General features: G+C 44.7%; 18 protein-coding genes. 11 read left to right on the top strand and 7 right to left on the bottom strand.

From position 1 onward, the window contains the following. Nucleotides 1–2 precede the first annotated feature (2 nt). The 3 genes from hflD (at nucleotide 3) to L5L77_RS02235 (ending at nucleotide 3,311) form a co-directional block, all read left to right on the top strand. Nucleotides 3–620, top strand: coding sequence for a high frequency lysogenization protein HflD (hflD, locus tag L5L77_RS02245; RefSeq protein ID WP_263185394.1), 618 nt, complete (start codon nucleotides 3–5; stop codon nucleotides 618–620). A gap of 29 nt (nucleotides 621–649) precedes the next feature. After that, nucleotides 650–2,020, top strand: a complete 1,371-nt coding sequence (gene purB, locus L5L77_RS02240) for an adenylosuccinate lyase (RefSeq protein ID WP_263185395.1) — start codon at nucleotides 650–652, stop codon at nucleotides 2,018–2,020. A 151-nt stretch (nucleotides 2,021–2,171) separates the two neighbouring features. Further along, nucleotides 2,172–3,311 (top strand): cupin domain-containing protein, encoded by a 1,140-nt coding sequence (locus L5L77_RS02235; protein WP_263185396.1) that lies wholly within the window; start codon nucleotides 2,172–2,174, stop codon nucleotides 3,309–3,311. 176 nt (nucleotides 3,312–3,487) lie between these two features. Here L5L77_RS02235 and L5L77_RS02230 read toward each other — a convergent pair whose 3' ends face one another. Beyond that, entirely contained in the window at nucleotides 3,488–3,937 is a 450-nt protein-coding gene (locus L5L77_RS02230) for a DUF4826 family protein (protein WP_011789106.1), read from the bottom strand. Nucleotides 3,938–4,217: 280 nt separating this feature from the next. Here L5L77_RS02230 and L5L77_RS02225 point away from each other — a divergent pair, with 280 nt between their 5' ends. Together L5L77_RS02225 and L5L77_RS02220 are read left to right on the top strand one after the other, a co-directional pair. Continuing rightward, nucleotides 4,218–5,252 carry a Glu/Leu/Phe/Val dehydrogenase dimerization domain-containing protein gene (locus L5L77_RS02225; protein WP_028759730.1) on the top strand — a complete coding sequence of 345 codons (1,035 nt, stop codon included), beginning with the start codon at nucleotides 4,218–4,220 and terminating at the stop codon, nucleotides 5,250–5,252. A gap of 212 nt (nucleotides 5,253–5,464) precedes the next feature. Then, nucleotides 5,465–5,809, top strand: coding sequence for a hypothetical protein (locus tag L5L77_RS02220; protein WP_011789104.1), 345 nt, complete (start codon nucleotides 5,465–5,467; stop codon nucleotides 5,807–5,809). A gap of 135 nt (nucleotides 5,810–5,944) precedes the next feature. On the opposite strand, the gene L5L77_RS02215 is transcribed toward L5L77_RS02220, so the two are convergent. From L5L77_RS02215 to ppsA, 4 genes are all read right to left on the bottom strand, one after another. After that, the gene (locus L5L77_RS02215) at nucleotides 5,945–6,361 is read right to left on the bottom strand and encodes a MarR family winged helix-turn-helix transcriptional regulator (RefSeq protein WP_028759729.1); all 417 of its coding nucleotides are present in this window, start codon (nucleotides 6,359–6,361) and stop codon (nucleotides 5,945–5,947) included. A gap of 144 nt (nucleotides 6,362–6,505) precedes the next feature. Beyond that, entirely contained in the window at nucleotides 6,506–6,979 is a 474-nt protein-coding gene (locus L5L77_RS02210; RefSeq protein ID WP_168825406.1) for a DUF1285 domain-containing protein, read from the bottom strand. 122 nt (nucleotides 6,980–7,101) lie between these two features. After that, nucleotides 7,102–10,143, bottom strand: coding sequence for an FAD-binding and (Fe-S)-binding domain-containing protein (locus L5L77_RS02205; RefSeq protein ID WP_263221958.1), 3,042 nt, complete (start codon nucleotides 10,141–10,143; stop codon nucleotides 7,102–7,104). Nucleotides 10,144–10,241: 98 nt separating this feature from the next. After that, complete coding sequence (ppsA, locus tag L5L77_RS02200) at nucleotides 10,242–12,611, bottom strand: phosphoenolpyruvate synthase (protein WP_263221955.1); 2,370 nt, start codon at nucleotides 12,609–12,611, stop codon at nucleotides 10,242–10,244. A 124-nt stretch (nucleotides 12,612–12,735) separates the two neighbouring features. Between ppsA and L5L77_RS02195 the strand changes: the two genes are divergently transcribed. The 4 genes from L5L77_RS02195 (at nucleotide 12,736) to L5L77_RS02180 (ending at nucleotide 16,323) form a co-directional block, all read left to right on the top strand. Next, nucleotides 12,736–13,548, top strand: a complete 813-nt coding sequence (locus L5L77_RS02195) for a pyruvate, water dikinase regulatory protein (RefSeq protein ID WP_028759725.1) — start codon at nucleotides 12,736–12,738, stop codon at nucleotides 13,546–13,548. A 182-nt stretch (nucleotides 13,549–13,730) separates the two neighbouring features. Further along, the gene (locus L5L77_RS02190) at nucleotides 13,731–14,795 is read left to right on the top strand and encodes a 3-deoxy-7-phosphoheptulonate synthase (RefSeq protein WP_028759724.1); all 1,065 of its coding nucleotides are present in this window, start codon (nucleotides 13,731–13,733) and stop codon (nucleotides 14,793–14,795) included. A 180-nt stretch (nucleotides 14,796–14,975) separates the two neighbouring features. Continuing rightward, nucleotides 14,976–15,440, top strand: coding sequence for an acyl-CoA thioesterase (locus L5L77_RS02185; RefSeq protein WP_168825401.1), 465 nt, complete (start codon nucleotides 14,976–14,978; stop codon nucleotides 15,438–15,440). 220 nt (nucleotides 15,441–15,660) lie between these two features. Continuing rightward, complete coding sequence (locus tag L5L77_RS02180; protein WP_028759722.1) at nucleotides 15,661–16,323, top strand: response regulator transcription factor; 663 nt, start codon at nucleotides 15,661–15,663, stop codon at nucleotides 16,321–16,323. 63 nt (nucleotides 16,324–16,386) lie between these two features. On the opposite strand, the gene cysB is transcribed toward L5L77_RS02180, so the two are convergent. Further along, nucleotides 16,387–17,370, bottom strand: coding sequence for an HTH-type transcriptional regulator CysB (cysB, locus tag L5L77_RS02175; RefSeq protein ID WP_028759721.1), 984 nt, complete (start codon nucleotides 17,368–17,370; stop codon nucleotides 16,387–16,389). 228 nt (nucleotides 17,371–17,598) lie between these two features. On the opposite strand from cysB, the gene zomB reads away from it, so the two are divergent. Further along, nucleotides 17,599–18,378 carry a flagellar motor control protein ZomB gene (zomB, locus tag L5L77_RS02170; RefSeq protein ID WP_028759720.1) on the top strand — a complete coding sequence of 260 codons (780 nt, stop codon included), beginning with the start codon at nucleotides 17,599–17,601 and terminating at the stop codon, nucleotides 18,376–18,378. Nucleotides 18,379–18,603: 225 nt separating this feature from the next. Here zomB and topA read toward each other — a convergent pair whose 3' ends face one another. After that, nucleotides 18,604–21,246 (bottom strand): type I DNA topoisomerase, encoded by a 2,643-nt coding sequence (gene topA, locus L5L77_RS02165; RefSeq protein WP_105252683.1) that lies wholly within the window; start codon nucleotides 21,244–21,246, stop codon nucleotides 18,604–18,606. A gap of 330 nt (nucleotides 21,247–21,576) precedes the next feature. On the opposite strand from topA, the gene astB reads away from it, so the two are divergent. Beyond that, nucleotides 21,577–22,911, top strand: a complete 1,335-nt coding sequence (astB, locus tag L5L77_RS02160; RefSeq protein ID WP_263185399.1) for an N-succinylarginine dihydrolase — start codon at nucleotides 21,577–21,579, stop codon at nucleotides 22,909–22,911. Nucleotides 22,912–22,955 lie beyond the last annotated feature (44 nt).

The raw sequence follows: 22,955 nt of genomic DNA, 5'->3' as shown, positions 1-22,955 counted from the left end.
GCGTGAACGAGCAACTAGTTAATCGGACGATGGCGTTTGCAGGCATACTGCAAGCCATTGCCCAAGTTCAACATTTAGCCCGCCATGGCGAATTAGATAATACCGAGCTCGCGGCGAGCTTAAACACCATTCTTGTCACGGAACCTGACAATACCGCTGATGTCTACCCAGACAAAGTCGTATTGCAAAAAGGCTATATGCTGATCCTTAATCAGCTCGGTGACAGCAGTCAAAAAGATGTCGAAGTTACCCGTTATTTAGTTGGCGTGTTGACCTTAGAGCGAAAACTCGTACGGTCAAATAGCGGGTTAGGCATGCTAGCCGAGCGTATTAATCAAGTGAATCGCCAGCTACATCATTTTGCGATCACCGACGAGCAAGTCGTTGCCAACCTTGCCAGCATTTACAGTGACATCATCAGTAACCTTGGGCCAAAAATCCAAATATCGGGTAATCCCGTGTGTTTGCAGCGCCCTATCGTGCAACATAAAATTCGTGCTCTATTGCTTGCCGCTATACGTAGCGCAGTACTTTGGCGTCAATTGGGCGGTAAACGTCGACACTTAGTCTTCGCCCGCAAAGCCATAGTCGATACAGCCAAGAAAAGTCTTACCCTATAATAAAATTAGCGTTCATCAAGGAGCTTCACATGGATCTTTCCGCACTAACGGCTATTTCTCCGGTAGACGGTCGTTATGGTAGTAAAACCGCGCCATTGAGAGGGATTTTCAGCGAGTTCGGTCTTACCAAGTACCGTGTTCAGGTTGAAATCAATTGGCTAAAACTGTTAGCAGACTGCCCCGACATCGCCGAAGTGCCACCATTGAGCGAAGCTGCTATCGCAGTGCTTGATGGAATTAAAGATAATTTCAACGAACAAGATGCGCTGCGTGTTAAGGCTATCGAAAGCACCACTAACCACGATGTGAAAGCGGTTGAATACTTCATTAAAGAAAAAATCGCGGGCAATAGCGAATTAGCGGCTGTTGGTGAGTTTGTTCACTTTGCCTGTACTTCCGAAGATATCAACAACTTAAGCCACGGTTTAATGTTGACTGAAGCCCGTGAGCAAGTATTACTGCCGTACTGCAACGAGTTGCTGACAGCGATTAAAAAGCTGGCGATTGAATATCGCTCTGTGCCATTAATGTCACGTACCCATGGCCAACCCGCTTCACCATCAACACTTGGTAAAGAGATGGCGAACGTGGCTATGCGCCTTGAGCGCCAAATCAAACAAATCGCCAATGTTGAAATCATGGGTAAACTGAACGGCGCCGTCGGTAACTACAATGCTCACCTGTCTGCCTATCCAGAAGTCAACTGGCATGAACTGTCTGAGCGTTTTGTGACAAGCCTAGGCCTACACTGGAATGCCTACACGACGCAAATCGAGCCACACGATTACATTGCCGAATTGTTTGATGCGGTTGCCCGTTTCAACACTGTGCTGATTGACTTTGACCGTGATATTTGGGGTTACATCGCCCTAGGACACTTCAAACAACGCACTATCGCCGGTGAAATCGGTTCATCGACTATGCCGCACAAAGTTAATCCCATCGATTTTGAAAACTCTGAGGGTAACTTAGGTATCGCTAACGCACTAATGCAACATTTAGCGTCTAAGCTGCCGTTATCAAGATGGCAACGTGACTTAACCGACTCGACTGTGCTGCGTAACTTAGGTGTGGGTATTGCCCATGCGTTAATCGCGTATCAAGCGACCTTAAAAGGCATCAGCAAGTTAGAAGTCAACGAAGCGCACCTGCGTGATGAGTTAGATCACAACTGGGAAGTGTTAGCAGAACCCGTACAAACGGTAATGCGTCGTTATGGCATTGAAAAGCCATACGAAAAATTAAAAGAACTGACGCGCGGTAAACGTATCGACGCACAGCAACTGTCAGTGTTTATTGACGGACTTGAATTACCAGACTCAGTGAAAGCTGAACTGAAGAAAATGACGCCAGCCAATTACATTGGTCGCGCTGAAACGTTTGTCGACGAACTGAACTAAGTTATTAATTAAAAACGGTTATTAATTAAAATTGGTTATTAACTGACATTAGTTATTAACTGAAGTTGGCGACGGATAATACTCTTTCTTAAACAGAAATAAGGATTAAGGCGACCCACATCACCGCGATGTGGTCGCCTTTTTTAACACTATGTATACACTCAATCTCGATATCGCCCAGTTTCTTAGTGAATACTGGCAAAAGAAACCCCTGCTGATCAAAAAAGCGTTTCCACAGTTTGAAGATCCGATCAGCGCCGATGAACTAGCAGGCCTTGCCTGTGAAGAAGAAATCTCTTCGCGTATTGTCGTCACCAAAGATGATAACTGGGAAGTGGTTCAAGGCCCGTTTGAAGATTACGACAGCTATGGCGAAACCCATTGGCAGTTACTAGTGCAAGCAGTCAACCATTGGTATCCAGATTCGCAACCATTAGTTGAAGCGCTGCGTTTTTTACCTGACTGGCGCTTCGATGACTTGATGGCATCATTTGCAACCCCAAGTGGCGGTGTCGGCCCACACGTCGATAACTACGATGTGTTTATCATTCAAGGCGAAGGTGAGCGTCGCTGGACTGTGGGTGACAATACCCCGCAACAACGCCGTGGTGGCAATCCCAACTCGCCGCTGGTTGAAGACTTTACGCCCATTATCGATGTAGTGTTAGAAAAAGGCGACATGCTTTATATTCCACCCGGTTACCCGCATTGCGGCGAAACCCTAACTGTGGCAATGAGTTACTCGATTGGTTTCCGCGCTCCTAGCCAGCAAGAATTAGTCAGTGAAGTCGCCGATTATTTGCTCGACAATAACTTAGGTCAGCAGCGTTTCACCTCGCAAACTGAACCGAGTTCAGCCGGTATCGTCAGCCAAGACCATCAAGTGGGCATCATGTCACTCTTGAGCCAGCTGAGCCAAGATCCTAATAGCTACCAAATCGTGTTGGGCAAGTTGCTTAGTCAAAACCGTTTCGAGCTTGATTTGTGTGAAGGCGAAGAAGCTTACAGCATGGAAGATTTGCAAGATGCCTTCGCCCAAGGTGCTGGAGTGAGCCGTATCGGTGGTTTGAAAGTATTGCGCCTTGAAAATGACGCCACGCCGCGATTATTCATCAATGGTGATGTACACGAACTGCCCCAAACACCGGCAGACGTAATCGCACAGTTGAGCGATAACGTCAGCTTAAACGCCGATGAAGCGACTGAAATATGTCAGCATGAAGAAGTCCAAGCCTTACTGTTGAAACTCATCAATCAAGGTTTCTACTACTTGAGCGACAGCGAAGAATAAGCCCTATCGACTTTGTTCGATGACCTTGTTCTTAACATAGGAAATCAACATAAAAGTCAGTATAAAAAAGGCACTCAACTGAGTGCCTTATTGTTATTTCAATTATCAGTATCAATCAACACAAGTGACTGTATTAACTCAATACTATCTAAATACAATCCTCAACTCATTTGAGTTTAAGCATTCCACAGTTTATCGTCGTTGTGCATACGATATAAACTCTCGGCACGCGATACTAATAGTTGAGCAAATTTTGCCTGAGTGGCATCACGGGTTGCACCCGAACGCACTAAGTTTTCCGCCTGCATTTGCCACATCATAGAGAAATGACGTACGGCATCACGGGCCGTCGCCGCCACTTTCACATCGACAAAATCCGACGGCAAATCACCTGACATCACCCAATAGGTTTTGTTGCTTGGACGCTTTGATTCCATCTTCCAAATCGCCATATAAGGCGCAAGATAACGGCTTTCATCGGCTAGGACTTTGCTTGGGATCACGCCTTTTTCAGCGAGAAAACGATTAGCTTTTTGAAATTGAGTTCTGACCCACTCTTGACGCAGCTTTTCTATTTCTTCAGCTGATAAATTTTGTTGAGTTTGGTCGACAGCTTGTTCAGTCATACTTCCGTCCTATCTTATTGTTATAACGCGAGCCTAATTCTTGGGATCAGTGCGCGATTCATTCTATTCGTTACGTTAAATTCAGTACAATCCATTCTTAATCGCAAAGCTTACGTTTACGTAAAGTGGAAAGCTAAATTGCCACAAATAATGTATTTATTCGGTCATTATGCATGGTTGAGAGTATCGCTAAATGCTATGGTTCTGCAATAAATATAACAAGCAGTCGATAGAGGCTCACCTCGTCGGCTTTTTCATTGTGTATAGCGGAGAAATTCACGTGGCTGTATTTAATCATGTATCCTTTGACGAACATGAACAGGTTGTATTCTGTCATGATAAAGAAAGTGGCTTAAAGGCCATTGTCGCCATCCATAACACTAACCTTGGTCCTGCCGTGGGTGGATGTAGGATGTGGAACTACCAATCGGATGATGAAGCCCTGACTGACGTATTACGCCTTTCTCGTGGCATGACTTATAAAAATGCCCTAGCAGGTTTAACCATGGGCGGTGGTAAATCCGTGATCATTGCCGATCCGAAAAGACAAGATCGCGAAGCGCTGTTCCGTGCTTTTGGCCGTTTGATTAACAGCCTAGGTGGCCGCTACTATTCAGCGGAAGATGTTGGCACTACTACGGCTGATATTATGATCGCCCATGAAGAAACCCCTTATATGGCGGGTCTTGAAGGCAAAAGTGGCGATCCATCACCGTTCACAGCCCTTGGCACTTATTTAGGCATCAAAGCTGCGGTTAAACATAGACTTGGTTTAGACAGCCTTAAAGGCCTTAAAATCGCCGTTCAAGGCGTCGGTCACGTTGGCTATTACCTGTGCAAACACTTGCATAACGAAGGCGCTGAACTGATTGTTACCGACATTCATCAAGCCTCGTTAGATAAAGTCGCTACCGACTTTGGTGCCATTGTTGTCGCGCCTCAAGAAATCTACGCGCAAGATGTGGATGTGTATGCCCCTTGTGCCCTTGGCGCAACCTTAAACGATGCGACCTTACCGCAACTGAAAGCCAAAATTGTTGCTGGCTGTGCCAACAACCAATTAGCCGAAGTACGCCACGGTGAACAACTGAAAGAAATGGGCATACTTTACGCGCCAGACTATGTGATCAACGCAGGCGGTATTATCAACGTGTCGTTCGAAAAAGATTACGACGCAGCAAAATCGACGGCTAAAGTAGAAGAAATTTACAACACGCTGCTTAAAATATTCAGCCAAGCCGATGCGCAGAACCGTACAACCGGCGCCGTGGCTGATGAAATGGCAAAAGCCATTATCGAAGCCGCTAAGCAGTAATTTTTCTACGCGTTTATTATTTTTTATGCCCGTCAAATATTGAAAAAAGCGACCTCTGGTCGCTTTTTTGTTATCTAAAATTTAATCTATCACTAAGCTCATGGTTTAACCGCGCTTTTAATTTCGACACAGAATATTCATTTAATCACGCTGGAAAACGTCATATTTGTCTGCTTGAATTAGTCTATCAGGTCCCAGCACAGGATAGCGCTATGATCCGTTTCAAATATGATCTCAACCAAGATGTGGTAGAACTGCAAGCCAGCAATTGGAGTGGTTTAGAGCGGGTCTTCGTTAATGGCCAGATGGTGTCGCACAAGCTTAACTTTAAGCCTCAAAGCGAGCATACCATTCAGCTTAAAGACGGCGCGCCTTGCAAGTTTGAACTGCTTATCGATCCCCAAACCGATGAACTCATGTGCCGAATTTATAAGCAACATAGACTCGTCGCTAGCCTAAAACAAGGTAAAGAAAATTTATTAGCTAGCCGGCGTTATTTACAGCACTCAGTGATAGCCGTAAGTCTGCTTTGCGTCTTTGCACTTTACTTGAATTAATCAAACCAGTTTAATCCCGCAAAGTGAGGCATAGTGGGTGGGATTAAACTGGAAAATGATTTAGATAACCACATACAGATAGAAGTAAAAACGGCTAAACCACAGTTTTCCTCCATACCCATTAGATTCAAAATCTCAAGCCAAACGGTTGATTTTATTTAATAGTAAAATGAATGTCTGTTGTTCATCTTCACTTAAATTTGACAGGAATTTTTCATTGACCCGCTCAGCTTCGCAGATAAGATCTTGCTCTAATGCTTTTGCTTCATCGGTCAAAAAGATTTGGAAAGCACGCCGATTATCGACTTCTTGATGGCGAGTAATAAGACCTTGCACCTGTAACTGATCGAGTAAGCGCGTCATAGTGTAATTTGCCACATCGCAACGCTTAGACAATTCAGTTTGGCTTATGCCCTCTTCTTGCCACAAAGCAAACAGCACAGGCCACAGTTTTATATCGAGTTGATATCGCTTAAGATGCAGATCAAGCTCATTTTGCAGCTCGATATTTAAGTGGGAGACAAGATAGCCTAAGCTTTCATGACGATTCAAACAGCACCTCCTACAGCAAAGGTTTAACGCGTTTTCACTTACTCTGCACGCCATCATAAGAACCCAGAGTTAGTTTTAATACTACCACTTAACCCATAATAAACTAGCTTAGACCACAGCAAATTATGCGATTAACCTACGAGCTCATTCCTCATCTAGATCAGATAAATTGAATTCATTCACAAAATTATAGTAACAGGCCCGACCTAATTTGCCCCATAAACCGCGCTCAAGCGGCAAATAAACACTGTCATCGGTGAGCTTCATCTGTTTTATATCGACTTTATGGTGCTGTGTTTCAATACTGGTTCTTACATTGAGCAGCGAATGGGGTTGCGCTCGCTCGAAATCGACAATCAGTAAGGGAGCATCTTCAACCCGCACTCGCACCTTCTCCACTGGGGTAATTAAGAAATACTCATCATCGATGCAATGCAAAATACTGGCGAACAACTTAGCAAACTTGGCTGGCAGCGATGTGCCTAGATATGTCCAATCACCCAAGGCGTTAATGTCAAACAATGGGACTTCACTGCACAATGGCGCAACCGAGGTTAGCCTACTATCAGCGGCGAATTGTTTGAGCGTGTGTTGAATACTGTAAGTCATCTTTTCCATCTAGGCCTCCATCATCCATAAAAAAACCAGCCTTGCGGCTGGCTTTAGTGTGACATTCAACACTTGGATATACCAGTGAGGATAATTACGGCCTTGCTGGTCAATTTAAGTAATAAGGACCATTACGCGTTTACTAACTCAAGTAAGGCCTCAAGTGGATGCTTTGGCTTGTAACCGGCAAAACGTTTTACCTGACTACGGCACGAATAGCCAGACACTAACACTTGCGGCTGCTCAATTCTTGCTAACATTTGCTGCCAAGACATGTCGAACAAGGCCTTAGAGCGCTCGAGGTTTTCCGCCTCATGACCATAGGTTCCCGCCATACCACAACAACCTAAATTAACTGCGGTTAACTTAGCACCGAAATGGGCAAAGATTTTAGTCCACTCATTGGCGGTATTTGGCTTGGCAGTCGATTCGGTACAATGACTAAACCAAGTATATTGCTTACCTTGCGCAGCTTTTGCAGGTAAATCTTTGATGACATTCAGTAGCCATTCGTTGGCTAACTTGACCTCAAAATTACCGCGATTAGCCCCTAAGACTTCACGATATTCATCGCGATAACACAAGACTAAGGCAGGATCGATACCGACCATGGGCATGCCCAGTTTATGGACTTGGTTCAGAAAGTCCGCACTCGACTGCGCCGTTTTAGCAAACTTATCTAAAAATCCCTTGATATGTGTTGGCTTACCATTGGGTTTATAGGGCAATAACACCGGCTTTAAGCCGAGTTTTTCAATTAATTGGATAAAGCGCAACACAAGACCTGAGTCATAGAAACTGTTAAAGGGATCTTGTACCACCAACACAAACTGCGAGCGCTTCTCTTCTGGAATCGCTTGCAACGCAGCTAAGTCGTAACCGCGGCTTGCATGACCATCGAGTCTTTGCTTCAAAGTCGGCACAGATAACGCAGGCGCATCCACATAACCAATCGCCTGTTTAATCACCCATTGGCTCAATGGATTTTGTGCGACAAAGTTAGTGAGACGCGGTGCCGCGGCCATCAATGGCAAGCTATCTTCAATCCCTGCAACGAGATAGTCTTTCGCGGGTCTTAAATAGCGTTGATAGTATATATTGAAGAACTGCGCCCTAAACTTAGGCACATCCACTTTTACCGGACATTGTCCAGAGCAGGCTTTACAGGCCAAACAGCCCTTGAGCGATTCCATCACCTCGTGGGAGTAATCATAATCACGTTTGGAATTGATGGTATTTTGTATGCGCTGCAATATACCAAAAGGTTTCGCTTTGGCGAGGGCATTAACATCAACCCCTTCAGCCTCAAGCAGTCTTAGCCACTCTCTCATGAGCCCTGCACGCCCCTTAGGCGACTGCACTCTGTCACCCGTCACCTTAAACGATGGGCACATGGGCGAATAGCTACTGTAATTAAAACACAGGCCATTACCGTTACAATTCATCACATCGGGGAACGCATCACGCACATCAACGGGGATTTGTCGATCAAACTTACCGCGCTTAGCACTGTCAACATCGTAATAGAGGGCACCTGTATCTTTAGGCGCCACAAGCTTGCCGGGATTGAGTCGGTTATCGGGGTCAAACAAACCTTTAATATCTTGCAACACACCGAAAAGTTCATCACCAAAGACAGCTGGACCGTATTCACCGCGCACGCCTTTACCGTGCTCGCCCCACATTAGACCGCCGTATTTAAGTGTCAGTGCCGCGACTTGATCAGAAATGACTCGTAGTAATTTTTCATCTTCAACATCGCACATATCGAGCGCTGGACGAACATGCAACACGCCCGCATCCACATGGCCGAACATACCGTATTGCAGATTATGCCCGTCGAGTAACGCGCGAAACTCCATAATGTAATCGGCGAGTTTTTCGGGCGATACCGCAGTATCTTCAGCAAAGGCGATAGGCTTACGGCGACCTTTAGTGGCGCCGAGTAAGCCAACGGCTTTTTTACGCATGCCGTAAATTTTTTCGATACTCGGCTTATCTTGCGTCACTTGGTAACCCAATACACCGCACTCGCCTTTGCTGATCTGCTCAGTTAACACAGCTTCCAAACTCGCGAGCTTTTGCTCAACTTCGACCGTGTCACCTGCAAATTCGACCATATTGAGGCCATCAATAACTTTACCAGGCACTTCTTGGATAAGATCAGCCACCGAATGCCAGACAATATCTTCACGGGCTAAGTTAAGCACTTTTGAATCGACGGTTTCAACCACAGTCGCCCGCGCGGCAACTAAGGATGGCGCATGACGCAATGCCGATTGGAACGAATCGTACTTAATGTTCACCATAGCGCGCTCAGTCGGCAGCGGGGTGAGATTAAGTTTGGCTTCGGTTATCACCGCAAGCGTGCCCTCTGAGCCCGTCAGAATTCGTGATAAATCGAATTGCGTCAGGTTGTCGTTCCACACGTGTTTTAAGTCATAGCCAGTGAGGAAACGATTGAGCTTAGGAAATTGGTTTTCAATCTGAGTACGCTTTTCACGACATACCGCCGCCACAGCAGAAAACAATTTCTGCCCCAGCGGATTATCACTGACATTATCGGGGTTACACAGTAGTCCCGCATCTAGGGGATGCGTATCCAGCACACTGCCATCGATCAACACGCTACGCAGCGCCAGCACGTGATCTGACGTCTTACCATAGACCAGTGAGCCCGCACCCGAGGCATCGGTATTGATCATGCCACCAATAGTGGCGCGGTTTGAAGTGGATAAATCGGGACTAAAAAAGAATCCATGGGGACGCAATGCATCGTTAAGCGCATCTTTAATCACGCCAGCTTCGACTCGAACCCAACCTTGCTCAGCATTCACTTCGAGCACACGATTCATGTAACGCGACACATCCAAAATCAAACCATGGGTCAGAGATTGTCCGTTGGTGCCCGTACCACCGCCCCGCGCACTGAAGGTCACGCTGCGAAATGCGTCAGTAGCAGCCAGCGTCAATGCAATTTGGATATCCTGCTGATTTTTAGGATATAACACAGCTTGAGGCAAAAATTGATATACAGAGTTGTCCGTTGCTTGCACTAAACGGGCGCTGTAACGTTTGTCTATATCACCGGAATACTCACTTTGCTCCAGTGCATCAAGGTATGCCAAATACACTGGCTCTAATGTTTGTTGATGTGATAGCAGGGGTAGCATAGATGGCTTCTGTCAATTATCGTTATGGCGCCATTATAAACAAAAAAAAGCCGCTAAAAAGCGGCTTTTTTAACAAGTTTATAAAATTACTATCTAGATCAACCGTGCGCTTCGGCTAAATACAACCAAGTATCAATCACAGTATCAGGGTTTAATGACACTGTATCTATGCCTTGTTCTACCAACCAAGCTGCAAAATCAGCGTGATCTGAAGGACCTTGACCACAAATACCTATGTAAGCGCCCTTCGCTTTAGCCGCTTTAATGGCTAATGAAAGTAGCATTTTAACGGCTTCATCACGCTCATCGAATAAATGGCTAATGATACCTGAGTCACGGTCAAGGCCGAGTGTCAGCTGAGTTAAATCGTTTGAGCCGATAGAGAAGCCATCGAAATGCTCAAGGAATTGGTCTGCTAACAGGGCGTTTGAAGGCACTTCACACATCATAATGACACGTAAACCGTCTTTACCACGCTCTAAACCTTGCTCTTTGAGCAGGCCGACCACTTGCTCAGCTTCTTTCACTGTGCGAACGAATGGGATCATGACTTCAACGTTTTTCAGACCCATGTCATTACGAACGCGTTTGATCGCTTCACACTCAAGGGCAAAACAGTCACGGAAGGATTCAGAGATATAACGGCTCGCACCGCGGAAGCCCAGCATTGGGTTCTCTTCTTCCGGCTCGTATCTGTCACCACCAACCAAGTTTGCGTATTCGTTAGACTTAAAGTCTGACATACGTACGATCACTTTCTTCGGATAGAAAGCTGAACCGATAGTCGCAATACCTTCAACTAGACGGGTAATGTAGAACTCAACGGGTGATTCGTAACCAGCAATCATTTCGTTGATTTCAGTTTGCAGCGCTGCATCCTGTTGATTGAATTCGAGCAGTGCCTTTGGATGGATGCCGATCATACGGTTGATGATGAATTCTAAACGCGCTAGACCCACACCTTCGTTTGGCAAACGAGCGAAATCAAATGCACGATCTGGGTTACCCACGTTCATCATGATTTTCATTGGCAGTTCTGGCAAAGAATCAACACGGTTTGAAATCACTTCAAACTCTTGTTTACCTTCGTAGATAAAACCAGTGTCACCTTCGGCGCAAGAAACAGTCACGATTTGACCATTCTTGATACGGTCAGTCACGTCACCACAACCTACTACCGCTGGCACGCCTAATTCACGGGCGATAATCGCCGCATGACAGGTACGACCGCCACGGTTTGTAACGATGGCGCTCGCGCGCTTCATGATAGGTTCCCAATCTGGATCTGTCATGTCGGTCACTAACACATCGCCAGGTTGGATTTGATCCATATCGGCGATTGAGGTTAATACTTTGGCGACACCAGTACCCACTTTATGGCCAATAGCGCGACCTTCACAGATCACAGCGCCACGGCTCTTTAAGTGATAACGCTCAATCAATTGCACATCTTCACGGCTACGAACCGTTTCTGGACGCGCTTGAACGATATACAATTTGCCATCGTTGCCGTCTTTTGCCCATTCGATGTCCATTGGACGACCGTAATGTTTTTCGATCACCATGGCTTGTTTGGCTAATTCTTCAACTTCAGCGTCATTGATAGAGAATTGACGACGTTTGTCAGCAGTCACGTCTTCAATTTTGACTTGTTTGCCGTGAGCAGCATCATCTGAATACACCATTTGGATGAGCTTGCTACCGATATTACGGCGCACAACAGCCTTGTGACCTAAGGCTAAAATAGGTTTATGAACATAAAATTCATCTGGGTTTACCGCGCCTTGAACAACCATTTCACCCAGACCAAAAGATGAAGTGATAAACACCACATCATTATTGCCAGATTCAGTGTCCATAGTGAACATCACACCTGAAGCCGCTTTATCTGAACGAACCATGCGTTGTACGCCAGCAGACAAGGCAACACCGTGGTGCTCATAACCTTGATGCACACGGTAGGAAATAGCGCGATCGTTAAAGAGTGAAGCGTACACATGCTTGATCGCTGTCAGTACGGATTCAAATCCTTTTACGTTTAAGAAGGTTTCTTGCTGACCCGCAAAAGAGGCATCTGGCATATCTTCAGCTGTTGCAGAAGAACGTACCGCGAATGACGCTTCGCTAGTTTCAGCGGCAAGTTTATCGTAAGCTTCACGAATCGCTTGCTCTAATGCTGGTTGAAATGGAGTGTCGATAACCCACTGTCTGATCTGTGCACCTACTTTAGCCAGCGCATTGACATCATCTACATCCAGTGTGGCTAGAATGTCATAAATCTTCTGGTTAACTCCGCTTTGTTCAAGGAACTCGTTGAACGCATGGGAAGTTGTCGCAAATCCGCCAGGTACTTGAACACCGGCATTGGCCAGATTGCTGATCATCTCGCCTAGAGAAGCATTTTTACCGCCAACCAAGTTGACGTCACCCATGCCTAATTCTTGATACCAGAGTACGTATTGCTGCACAGTTCTATCTCCGCAAGTTTATTTCAGTGGCCCCTTCACACGAGGGCAGCGGCATTTTACACTCCTGTCGAACACGCGTAAATCTATAATTTTATTTGTAATTTTATTACTACAAGAGGTCAGTATGGCACCAAAAGTATTCTATATCTCCGACGGGACAGCGATCACAGCTGAAGTTTTTGGTCATGCGGTTCTCTCGCAATTTCCATTAGAATTTGAGTCACTTACGATTCCATTTGTCGAAACTCTGACGAAAGCGGAGCAAGTTAAGCGACAAATTAATGATTGTTTTATTACAACAGGTGAGCGGCCGTTAGTATTCCATTCCATCGTAAAAGCCGAGATCCGCGACATCATCTACTCGAGTGAAGGGGTTGATTATGATTTTTTGAATACTTTTGTGGCCCCACTCGAACAACATTTAGGTGTTTCTGCCTCTCCAGTTGTACATAGAACCCATGGAAAAGCGAATCACGGCTATGAAGCGCGTATTGATGCCATTAATTTCGCCATGGATAACGATGATGGCCAGACCATGAAACATATGGATCAAGCCGATCTGGTTTTACTTGGGGTCTCTCGCTGTGGCAAAACGCCATCGAGCCTGTATTTATCAATGCAGTTCGGTATAAAAGCGGCAAACTACCCTTTCACCGAAGATGATATGGATAACCTTAAGTTACCTGAAGCGCTGAAACGCAATAAGAAAAAACTGTTTGGTTTAACGATTGATCCCGTGCGTTTACATGAAATCCGTCAGAGTCGAATGGAGAATAGCCGCTATTCATCGCTCAAACAGTGCCGCTTAGAAGTCAAAGAAGTGGAAATGCTGTTTAAACGCGAACGCATTCCTTACATAGACACCACTAATCATTCCGTGGAAGAAATTGCCACTAAAATATTAGATGTCACGGGCCTAGAACGGCATATGTTCTAAGCCTAATAAGCCAAAATCAGCAAAAGAAACCGAGTGAATTTAGTCTAAAAGAAACTAACTTAAATCAAATTCATTGCACAGTTGCCGACAATTAACGCAATTGGCACTGTGCAACTCGGTTCGATTCGTTATAATCCGAGGCAATCTGGCGAAAAGCGCCGCACGCAAGCTCGGTATTTTGAATGACCATAAAAACAGACGAACTACGCACTTCCTTATTAGCAAAAGTCATCTCACCTGCGCAACTGGCATCTGAGTTCCCATTAACTCAAGATGCAGCCGATTATCTGGTTCAGCAACGTCGTGAAGTCGAAGCCATCATTATGGGTGAAGACCAACGTCTATTAGTGATCATAGGCCCATGTTCAATCCACGATACTAAAGCGGCATTAGATTATGCTCAACGCTTAGCCGCGTTACACCAGGAATTGAAAGATGACTTGTGTATCTTAATGCGCGTCTATTTTGAAAAACCCCGCACAATTGTCGGTTGGAAAGGATTAATTTCAGATCCCGATCTCGATGGCAGTTTCGAACCAAACAAAGGTTTACGCATTGCCCGCGAGTTGCTGCAACAAATCACTGAATTAAAATTGCCTATCGCCACCGAATTTTTAGATATGGTGAACGGTCAGTACATAGCGGATCTCATTACTTGGGGTGCGATTGGTGCGCGTACTACGGAAAGCCAAGTCCACCGTGAAATGGCTTCAGCACTGTCCTGCCCGGTTGGTTTTAAAAATGGTACTGATGGGAACATCAATATTGCCGTTGATGCAGTGCGTGCCGCACAAGTGCCACATGTTTTCTATTCACCAGATAAAGATGGCGCTATGGCGGTCTATCGCACCCACGGTAACCCGTTTGGCCATATCATCCTACGTGGTGGTAAAAAACCTAATTATCACGCACAAGATATCGAAGAAGCGCGTCAACAGCTTGCATCTGTTGGGGTAACTCAACGTATGGTTATCGATTTCAGCCACGGAAACAGTGAGAAGAACCATCTCAAACAACTGATGGTCGCCGATGAAATTATGACTCAAATGCGTGCTGGCAGCACTGCCATCGCAGGTATAATGGCTGAAAGCTTCTTACAAGAAGGTAATCAAAAAGTCGTTGAAGGCCAGCCACTCTGTTATGGCCAAAGTATCACAGACGCCTGCTTACATTGGGACGACTCTGAAATTCTGCTACGTAAGCTCGCAGCGGCTTCCCGCGAAAGAAAAGCACTGTTAACCAAATAAATCTGAAGTAAAATAAATCGTCCAATAAAAAACCGATCTCATTTCGGTTTTTTTATTGGAAGCATGACATTATCCTCAGTCATATGCCTACTGCACCTTAAAGCCTGTAGTTTTCTATCTTTAACCACCATAAATCTTTATAATTCGAGCTTATTTTGCTGCATTACCTTAGGTTGCTGTATGTCGCTTACCCCCATGTCCACAAACACCGAAAATACCTCACGAATCGAAGCCGCTGAAACACCCTTTCCTGACGCGATTCAAACTCGAATTGATTCCTCAGAAGCGCGCGTGATTAAAGCAGTATTCCCCTCAATCACCAACCATCACAATACGTTATTTGGTGGCGAAGCTTTAGCGTGGATGGATGAAACAGCCTTTATTGCGGCAACTCGTTTCTGCCGTAAAACCTTAGTCACAGTGAGTTCCGATAGAATTGATTTTAAAAAGCCTATCCCAGCTGGCACACTAGCCGAACTCATCGCTCGTGTGATCCATGTAGGTAATACGTCATTAAAAGTTGAAGTCAACATCTATGTCGAAGACATGTATCAAGACCATCGAGAGCATGCCATACGTGGTGTGTTCACCTTTGTTGCGGTTGACGAACAACGAAATCCTACAAAAGTGTGGACATATGGGTAGTTTTTAGACGATTTTAAAGTATAGGTTAGCCCGTACTTTCGGGCTTTCAATTGAAACTATACTGTCCATCTTTTTCCCTGTAAAACACCGACCAAAGTCTAACAACCAGAAACATATCAAAATTTTGTCCTTATTCCTGAATAAAGCAATAGGATCCTTGATTACTTTTCTGTTACATTGAGTTCAATCTTCACGCGCACCGAACATAATCATAAAAGCCATGAAGCTAGAAAACTTAAATATTATTATCGCAGACGATCATCCATTGTTCAGAAATGCACTACGTCAAGCGCTGACCAGCGCTTTCGAACATGCACAGTGGTTTGAAGCAGACAGTGCTGACGCACTGCAATCTGTATTGGATGTTCGAAGCGTCGATTACGATCTTGTACTGTTAGATCTGCAGATGCCCGGGTCCCACGGCTATTCCACGCTTATCCACCTACGCTCACATTATCCTGAGTTACCCGTTGTGGTGATTTCAGCCCACGAGGATATCAATACCATTAGCCGTGCGATTCATTATGGCAGCAGTGGTTTTATCCCTAAATCAGCTTCAATGGAAACCCTAAAAGAGGCGCTAAGTGCGGTGTTATTCGGTGATATTTGGTTGCCTAAAGGCACTGAGATTATTGCTATCAATGACGATGCCATTGATAAAATGGCCAGCAAGTTATCCGATCTCACGCCGCAACAATATAAAGTGTTGCAGATGTTTGCCGAAGGGTTATTAAATAAACAAATAGCCTACGATCTTGGCGTGTCTGAGGCGACCATCAAGGCGCACGCGACTGCCATATTTAGAAAACTTGGCGTTCGCAACCGCACTCAAGCAGTTATTGCCCTTGCGCAACTCGAGATGGATAAAGTCGATTTATCTTAATCGCTAAACCCATAAAAATGCCGCTTTTATTAGCGGCATTTTTATGTTTGTAAATCATCCAAGTTAACGCATTGGCAGATTTTTATCGGCAAACATTTCATCTATGAGCTGTTGATCCCGTAATGCTACGGCTTTCTCCACCACATCACGGGTTAAATGCGGCGCAAAGTGCTGAATAAAATCATACATATAACTGCGCAAGAAACTGCCCTTCCTAAAACCAATTTTAGTCGTACTGTGGGCAAACAAATGACCGGCATCAATAGCAACTAAATCTTTATCAACATTTGGATCAATGGCCATAGACGCGATGACGCCCACGCCTAATCCTAAACGAACATAGGTTTTAAGCACATCGGCACTGGTCGCACTAAAGACAACACGCGGCTCTAAATTGGCCCGATTGAACGCTTTTTCAATTTCAGAAGCACGGTCAAAACCAAAGACATAGGTCACTAAGGGGAAACGGGCTAAATCTTCGATACTAATCAAGCTGCCTTGATTGCGGGTCGCAAGAGGATGGTCTTTTGGCACAACGATAGAGCGGTTCCAGTGGTAACAAGGCAACATGATCAGATCTGAATATAAATGCATTGCTTCGGTCGCAATAGCAAAATCTGCATCACCGCGAGCTGCCTGTTCGCTGATCTGCGACGGTGTCCCTTGGTGCATATGCAAGTTCACTTTAGGATAGCGATCAATAAACTGACGAATTATCGTCGGTAATGCATAGCGTGCCTGAGTATCTGTTGTGGAAATATTTAACTCACCTTGATCTGGCTTAGTATATTCTTCAGACACTTTTTTGATACTTTCAACTTTACCTAAAATATCATTGGCAATGCTGATCACTTGCAAACCCGCAGGTGTGACATGTGTTAAATGTTTACCGCTACGGCCAAATATTTGGATCCCCAACTCATCTTCAAGCATACGAACTTGTTTACTGATCCCGGGTTGAGAGGTATACAAGTTTTCAGCTGTCGCCGATACATTGAGGTTATGTTTTACGACCTCAGCAATATACCTGAGTTGTTGCAGTTTCATCTTATTTCCTTGTCTCAAACACGCAAAATGCCATTAACAACTGAGCCCTCAAAGCACTCTCAGCTATAATCAATCGTTATAGTATATAGTAAAAATTAAAGCAAATAGGAATATAGAGCACAAGTCTACAGATTCATACGACAGAAATGATAACCTAGGCTAAGATAACTATGCTAGTTTATTGATTTATTGTAGCATTAGCTCAATTGGATAAATAATGGAACATCTATGTCATTCACCTTGGTTCTGATCCTCATCGGTGCGCTTTTACTGCTTGTTATCGGAATTAACGTATTACAGCAACAAAAAGAACGTGTAGAGGCTGAGCGTCGCATTGAATTTGCCCGTCAAAGAGCAATTATCGATGAAACTGAAACTGTGTTATCAAACACAGGAATGATGCCTTGTAGCACGAATATAGTGTTGGTTTTGTATCGGCGTGTACAAGATGCCTTGCAATCTGCAACAGCGATCAGCAATGGCCAACAACAGTCAGACTACCAACGCCGCTTAGCCGATATCAATAATCAAATAACAAGCTTACAGTCTGGACAACCTCAAACTCCTCCAATTGAGAATTTCAGACTACCCGATAATGACAAGCAAATTTTAGCACTTGTTCAAACCTTAAAAAAATTAAAGGCGATACTCAGAGCCGAGCATAATAAAGGTAAAGTCGATCCGAGCATTTTTGCTCAAGAAGAAAGCCGCATCGACAGTTTACAGCTCAGAATTAATGTCGATTCTATGCTTTCTCGTGCCCGCGCGGCCAGCTTTATGAAGCAATATGGCTCATCAAAACAAATGGTAACCAAAGCCCTATCAACATTACACGCCATTAAGGCACAAACGCCTAATGATCCCTTCATTGGGCGTAAAGTCGATGAGGCTAAACAATTACTTGATGAAATTATGGGTGCACAGAAACAATCTGAGCCCAGTGCGCCTAGACCTAAAAATGAAGAAGATGATATCGATATGCTGTTTCAACCTAAAAAGAAATGGTGATCAGTCTCTATTTGCTTACCGTTAAGTTGAATTAGCGACACATTTGCCACTCATGCTATCGCGTCATTGTTAGTCAGTTTGTATCTGTACGTAAAGTACTCAACATGTTTGAATTATTATCTATAGCAACAAATTGATATCGAAAAAACGCAAACAAAAAAGCCAAGTCAAATATGACTTGGCTTTTTTGTTGTTCTCTTAGCGTTAAGCTAGCTTAATCCGTCGCTATGCGCCTTTCTTGGCCTTCTTGGTAGATTCACTCACCCACTTACCATTGACGTAATGCGCAGACCAACCCGTGGCTTTACCATCGACTTCAGTTGCAACGTATTGCTCTTTCGTCTTACGGCTAAACTTCACCGCAGCCTTATTGCCTTCATCATCAGTGACTGGCGCATCCGCTAAATACTGATACTTAGGCCACAGCAGCTCGCGGTATTGAACCAGCTCCTCAACCAGAGGCGCACGGGTTTCACGTGATTTAGGGAAAGTACTGGCCGCTAAGAAGATACCCGCAGCACCATCACGTAATACGAAATGGGCATCCGATTTACTGCATTTCAGTTCGGGTAAATAAATAGGATCTTCTTTTGGCGGCGCCGCCTCACCATTTTTCAGTAATTTACGGGTATTCTTACACTCTTCATTGGTACAGCCAAAGTACTTACCAAAACGACCATTTTTCAGTTCCATATCGTGACCACAGCGATCACACTCAATCAGTGGACCTTCATAGCCTTTGATCTTGAATTGGCCTTCTTCGACTTCATAGCCTTCACAGATTGGATTGTTACCGCAGACGTGTAACTTACGCTTCTCATCGATCAGATAACTGTCCATTGCCGTGCCACAAATACTACAACGGTGCTTCGCACGCAGTGCATCTGTTTCGGCATCTTCACTGTTTTCGCTAATCGCCTCAACGCCAGGCGTGAGGTTCATCGTCGTCTTACAGCGTTCTTTAGGGGGTAATTCATAACCAGAGCAACCAAGGAAAACGCCAGTCGTTCCCGTGCGGATCCCCATAGGACGACCACAAGTTGGGCACTTGATATCGGTCATCACCATTTGGTTAAGACGCATGCCACCTTCTTCGGGATCCAGCTCAGCTTTTTCTAATTGCTTAGTAAAGTCAGCATAGAAACCATCGAGCACTTTTTTCCAGTCTAACTCGCCCCGAGCCACATCATCTAATGTTTGCTCCATGCTGGCGGTAAAGTCATAGCTCATCAAATCAGCAAAACTGCTCACCAATCGTTCGCTGACAATTTCACCCATTTTTTCGGCATAGAAACGACGATTTTCGACTTTTACATAACCACGATCTTGAATCGTTGAAATGATGGTTGCGTAGGTTGAAGGGCGGCCAATACCGCGTTTTTCTAATTCTTTTACTAAAGAAGCTTCGCTGTATCGTGCTGGCGGCTTAGTAAAATGTTGTTTAGGCTGCAATTCTTTTAATGCTAATACATCGCCCTGAGCCACGAATGGTAACGTATTGTCTTCTTCGTTTTTCTTCTTAAGCGCTGTTTGTACGCGAGTCCAACCATCAAAACGTAAGGTACGTCCCGTGGCTTTGAGCTCATAATCACCCGCTTTTACGGTCAACTTAGTGGCATCATATTGTGCAGGTGTCATTTGACATGAGACAAACTGGCGCCAAATAAGCTCATATAAGCGCTGAGCGTCACGTTCCATGTCAGATAAGGTCGCTGCTTGCACTTGAACGTTTGATGGGCGAATCGCTTCGTGAGCTTCTTGTGCGCCTTCTTTTGATCCGTATCGAATCGGTTCGGCGGGTAGATACTTATCACCAAATTCTTTGGCAATCATATCGCGCAAGTTTTCAACGGCTTCTTGACTCAAATTGGTCGAGTCGGTACGCATATAAGTGATATGACCGGCTTCGTAAAGTCGCTGCGCCATCATCATGGTCTTCTTCACACCAAAACCTAAGCGTGTACTCGCGGCCTGTTGCAGTGTCGACGTAATAAAAGGAGCCGATGGTTTACTTTGAGTCGCTTTATCTTCGCGGGCCAGCACGGTAAAACTTGCTGCCGATAACGCTTGAACCGCAGCCATCGCTTGCTGTTCATTGATAGGATTAAAAGCAGCATCTAGATGCTTAACCACTTCCATCCGCAAAGCTTCTTGAGCTGGCGTATTGAGCTCTGCGTGTACATCCCAAAATTCTTCAGGCACAAAGGCTTTGATTTCGCTTTCGCGTTCAACCACTAAACGCACGGCAACCGACTGCACTCGCCCAGCGGATAAACCGCGAGCAACTTTTTTCCACAGCAGCGGCGACACCATAAAACCGACAACTCTGTCTAAGAAGCGGCGTGCTTGTTGGGCATTAACCATGTTAGTGTCGAGTGTCGACGGTTTACTAAAAGCATCTTGAATCGCAGACTTAGTAATTTCGTTGAAAACAACACGTTGATACCGTGAAGGATCACCACCAATCACCTCTTGCAAATGCCAGGCGATAGCTTCTCCCTCACGGTCTAAGTCGGTTGCGAGATAGATTTGGTCAGCAGAATCGGCAAGTGCCTGTAACTCTTTAACGACTTTTTCTTTACCCGGCAAAATTTGGTACTTAGCCGCCCAGCCCTTTTCAGGGTTTACGCCCATACGAGACACTAGCGCTTGCTGATCTTTCACCTTTTTATATTGAGCTTTTTCTTCTGGCGACATCTTCTTAACTTCGGCAGCGGATTTAACCTTTTCATTGCCTTCTGAAGTCGATGATGTCGGCAGATCACGGATGTGACCTACGCTCGATTTAACGATGAATTCTTTGCCAAGATATTTATTAATAGTCTTAGCTTTGGCCGGTGATTCGACAATAACTAGCGATTTACCCATAGTTTAATTTGCGCCAAAAAATCTCAAGAAGGTGGAAATTGGCACCATATATAGAGGGTTGTACTGATAGTTTCAAGTTAATCCCTCTTTTATATGTACCAGCGAGTCACTTTTTAATCAAAGTTGAAAAAATGTAAAAATATAATATGCGTAATTAAAAACTAATATTTCATTATTTGCCAGCAAGCAAGAAATAGTTATGCATTTATCGTGAAAAAGTCGCTTTGAGCACAAAACCGTCCGCTTGTGCACTCGAAAAGCTTCAGTATACTGGGTTCCCTCAGGGACCATATGAACAAATAATAACTTTCCCTATCACAAGGATAAGCAATGAAGCACTTTGAAGCGAATTTTGATGGACTCGTTGGACCAACACACAATTACGCAGGGTTGTCTTTTGGCAATGTCGCCTCACTTAACAATGCCGCCTTAGTTTCCAACCCCAAAGCTGCTGCAAAACAAGGACTCCAAAAAGCCAAAGCACTAGCCGATATGGGCATGGTTCAAGGAATATTAGCTCCTCAAGAGCGCCCAGACCTCTATACATTGCGCCGAATTGGATTTTCCGGCTCTGATGCTAATGTATTAAAACAAGCGGCAAAAGAAGCGCCCATATTACTTAATGCCTGTTGCAGTGCTTCCAGTATGTGGACAGCCAATGCCGCTACCGTCTCACCAAGTGCAGATACACGTGACGGCAAACTGCATTTTACCCCAGCAAATTTAGTCGATAAACTGCATCGCAGCATCGAGCCTTTGACAACGGGGCGCATATTAACAGCAACTTTCAGTGATCCCCACTATTTTCATCACCATAGTCACTTACCTGAGCATAATAGCTTCGGTGATGAAGGTGCCGCAAACCACACTCGTCTCTGCAATGAATACGGCCATGCTGGTGTTGAGCTGTTTGTTTATGGACAAGAAGCCACCAATCCCAACGCACCTAAACCGCAAAAATATCCAGCAAGACAAACCTTAGAAGCGTCGATGGCAGTCGCACGCTTACATCAACTGGAAGACGATAATTGTGTCTTCATCCAACAGAATCCTGATGTGATTGATCAAGGTGTATTCCATAACGATGTTATCGCAGTAGGTAATCAAAATGTCCTGTTCTACCACGAACAAGCCTTCTTAAATACCCAGAATAAGATCGATGAAATTAAACGTAAACTCGACACTGAGCTGTATTTCATTGAAGTGCCAACCGCGAAAGTAGCAATTAACGACGCAGTCAAAAGCTATTTATTCAATACTCAAATTATTACATTGCCATCCGGTGAAATGGCAATTATTGCCCCAACGGATTGCCAAGAAAATCCCGCGGTATTTGCCTATTTAAACGAATTACTCACGTTAAACACGCCGATTAAGCAAGTGCTTTATTTCGACGTAAAACAAAGCATGCAAAACGGTGGCGGCCCTGCCTGTCTTCGTTTACGTGTCGCCATGAATGAAGTGGAAGTCGCAGCGGTAAATCAACACACTCTGATGAATGATGCTTTATTTACTCGTTTAAACCTTTGGGTAGACAAACATTATCGAGACAGATTAACCACCCAAGATCTTGCAGACCCTCAGCTAATCATCGAATCTCGAACAGCTCTGGATGAACTGACACAGATTATGAAACTAGGTAGCGTGTATCAGTTCCAGCGTTAATGAATAAATATAATTCCAAAGACTAGACACTAAAAAGCGCACAA

Source organism: Shewanella sp. SM29, assembly GCF_025654245.1.
In the GTDB taxonomy this organism is placed as follows: domain Bacteria; phylum Pseudomonadota; class Gammaproteobacteria; order Enterobacterales; family Shewanellaceae; genus Shewanella; species Shewanella oncorhynchi.
This window is presented reverse-complemented; position numbering and strand designations above follow the sequence as displayed.

Bases quoted from the DNA above. Each gene is read 5' to 3' on its own strand.
- purB (WP_263185395.1), top strand. From the start codon at position 650: ATGGATCTTTCCGCACTAACGGCTATTTCTCCGGTAGACGGTCGTTAT.
- L5L77_RS02235 (WP_263185396.1), top strand. From the start codon at position 2,172: ATGTATACACTCAATCTCGATATCGCCCAGTTTCTTAGTGAATACTGG.
- L5L77_RS02230 (WP_011789106.1), bottom strand. From the start codon at position 3,937: ATGACTGAACAAGCTGTCGACCAAACTCAACAAAATTTATCAGCTGAA.
- L5L77_RS02220 (WP_011789104.1), top strand. From the start codon at position 5,465: ATGATCCGTTTCAAATATGATCTCAACCAAGATGTGGTAGAACTGCAA.
- L5L77_RS02210 (WP_168825406.1), bottom strand. From the start codon at position 6,979: ATGGAAAAGATGACTTACAGTATTCAACACACGCTCAAACAATTCGCC.
- L5L77_RS02205 (WP_263221958.1), bottom strand. From the start codon at position 10,143: ATGCTACCCCTGCTATCACATCAACAAACATTAGAGCCAGTGTATTTG.
- L5L77_RS02195 (WP_028759725.1), top strand. From the start codon at position 12,736: ATGGCACCAAAAGTATTCTATATCTCCGACGGGACAGCGATCACAGCT.
- L5L77_RS02190 (WP_028759724.1), top strand. From the start codon at position 13,731: ATGACCATAAAAACAGACGAACTACGCACTTCCTTATTAGCAAAAGTC.
- L5L77_RS02185 (WP_168825401.1), top strand. From the start codon at position 14,976: ATGTCGCTTACCCCCATGTCCACAAACACCGAAAATACCTCACGAATC.
- L5L77_RS02180 (WP_028759722.1), top strand. From the start codon at position 15,661: ATGAAGCTAGAAAACTTAAATATTATTATCGCAGACGATCATCCATTG.
- cysB (WP_028759721.1), bottom strand. From the start codon at position 17,370: ATGAAACTGCAACAACTCAGGTATATTGCTGAGGTCGTAAAACATAAC.
- zomB (WP_028759720.1), top strand. From the start codon at position 17,599: ATGTCATTCACCTTGGTTCTGATCCTCATCGGTGCGCTTTTACTGCTT.
- topA (WP_105252683.1), bottom strand. From the start codon at position 21,246: ATGGGTAAATCGCTAGTTATTGTCGAATCACCGGCCAAAGCTAAGACT.
- astB (WP_263185399.1), top strand. From the start codon at position 21,577: ATGAAGCACTTTGAAGCGAATTTTGATGGACTCGTTGGACCAACACAC.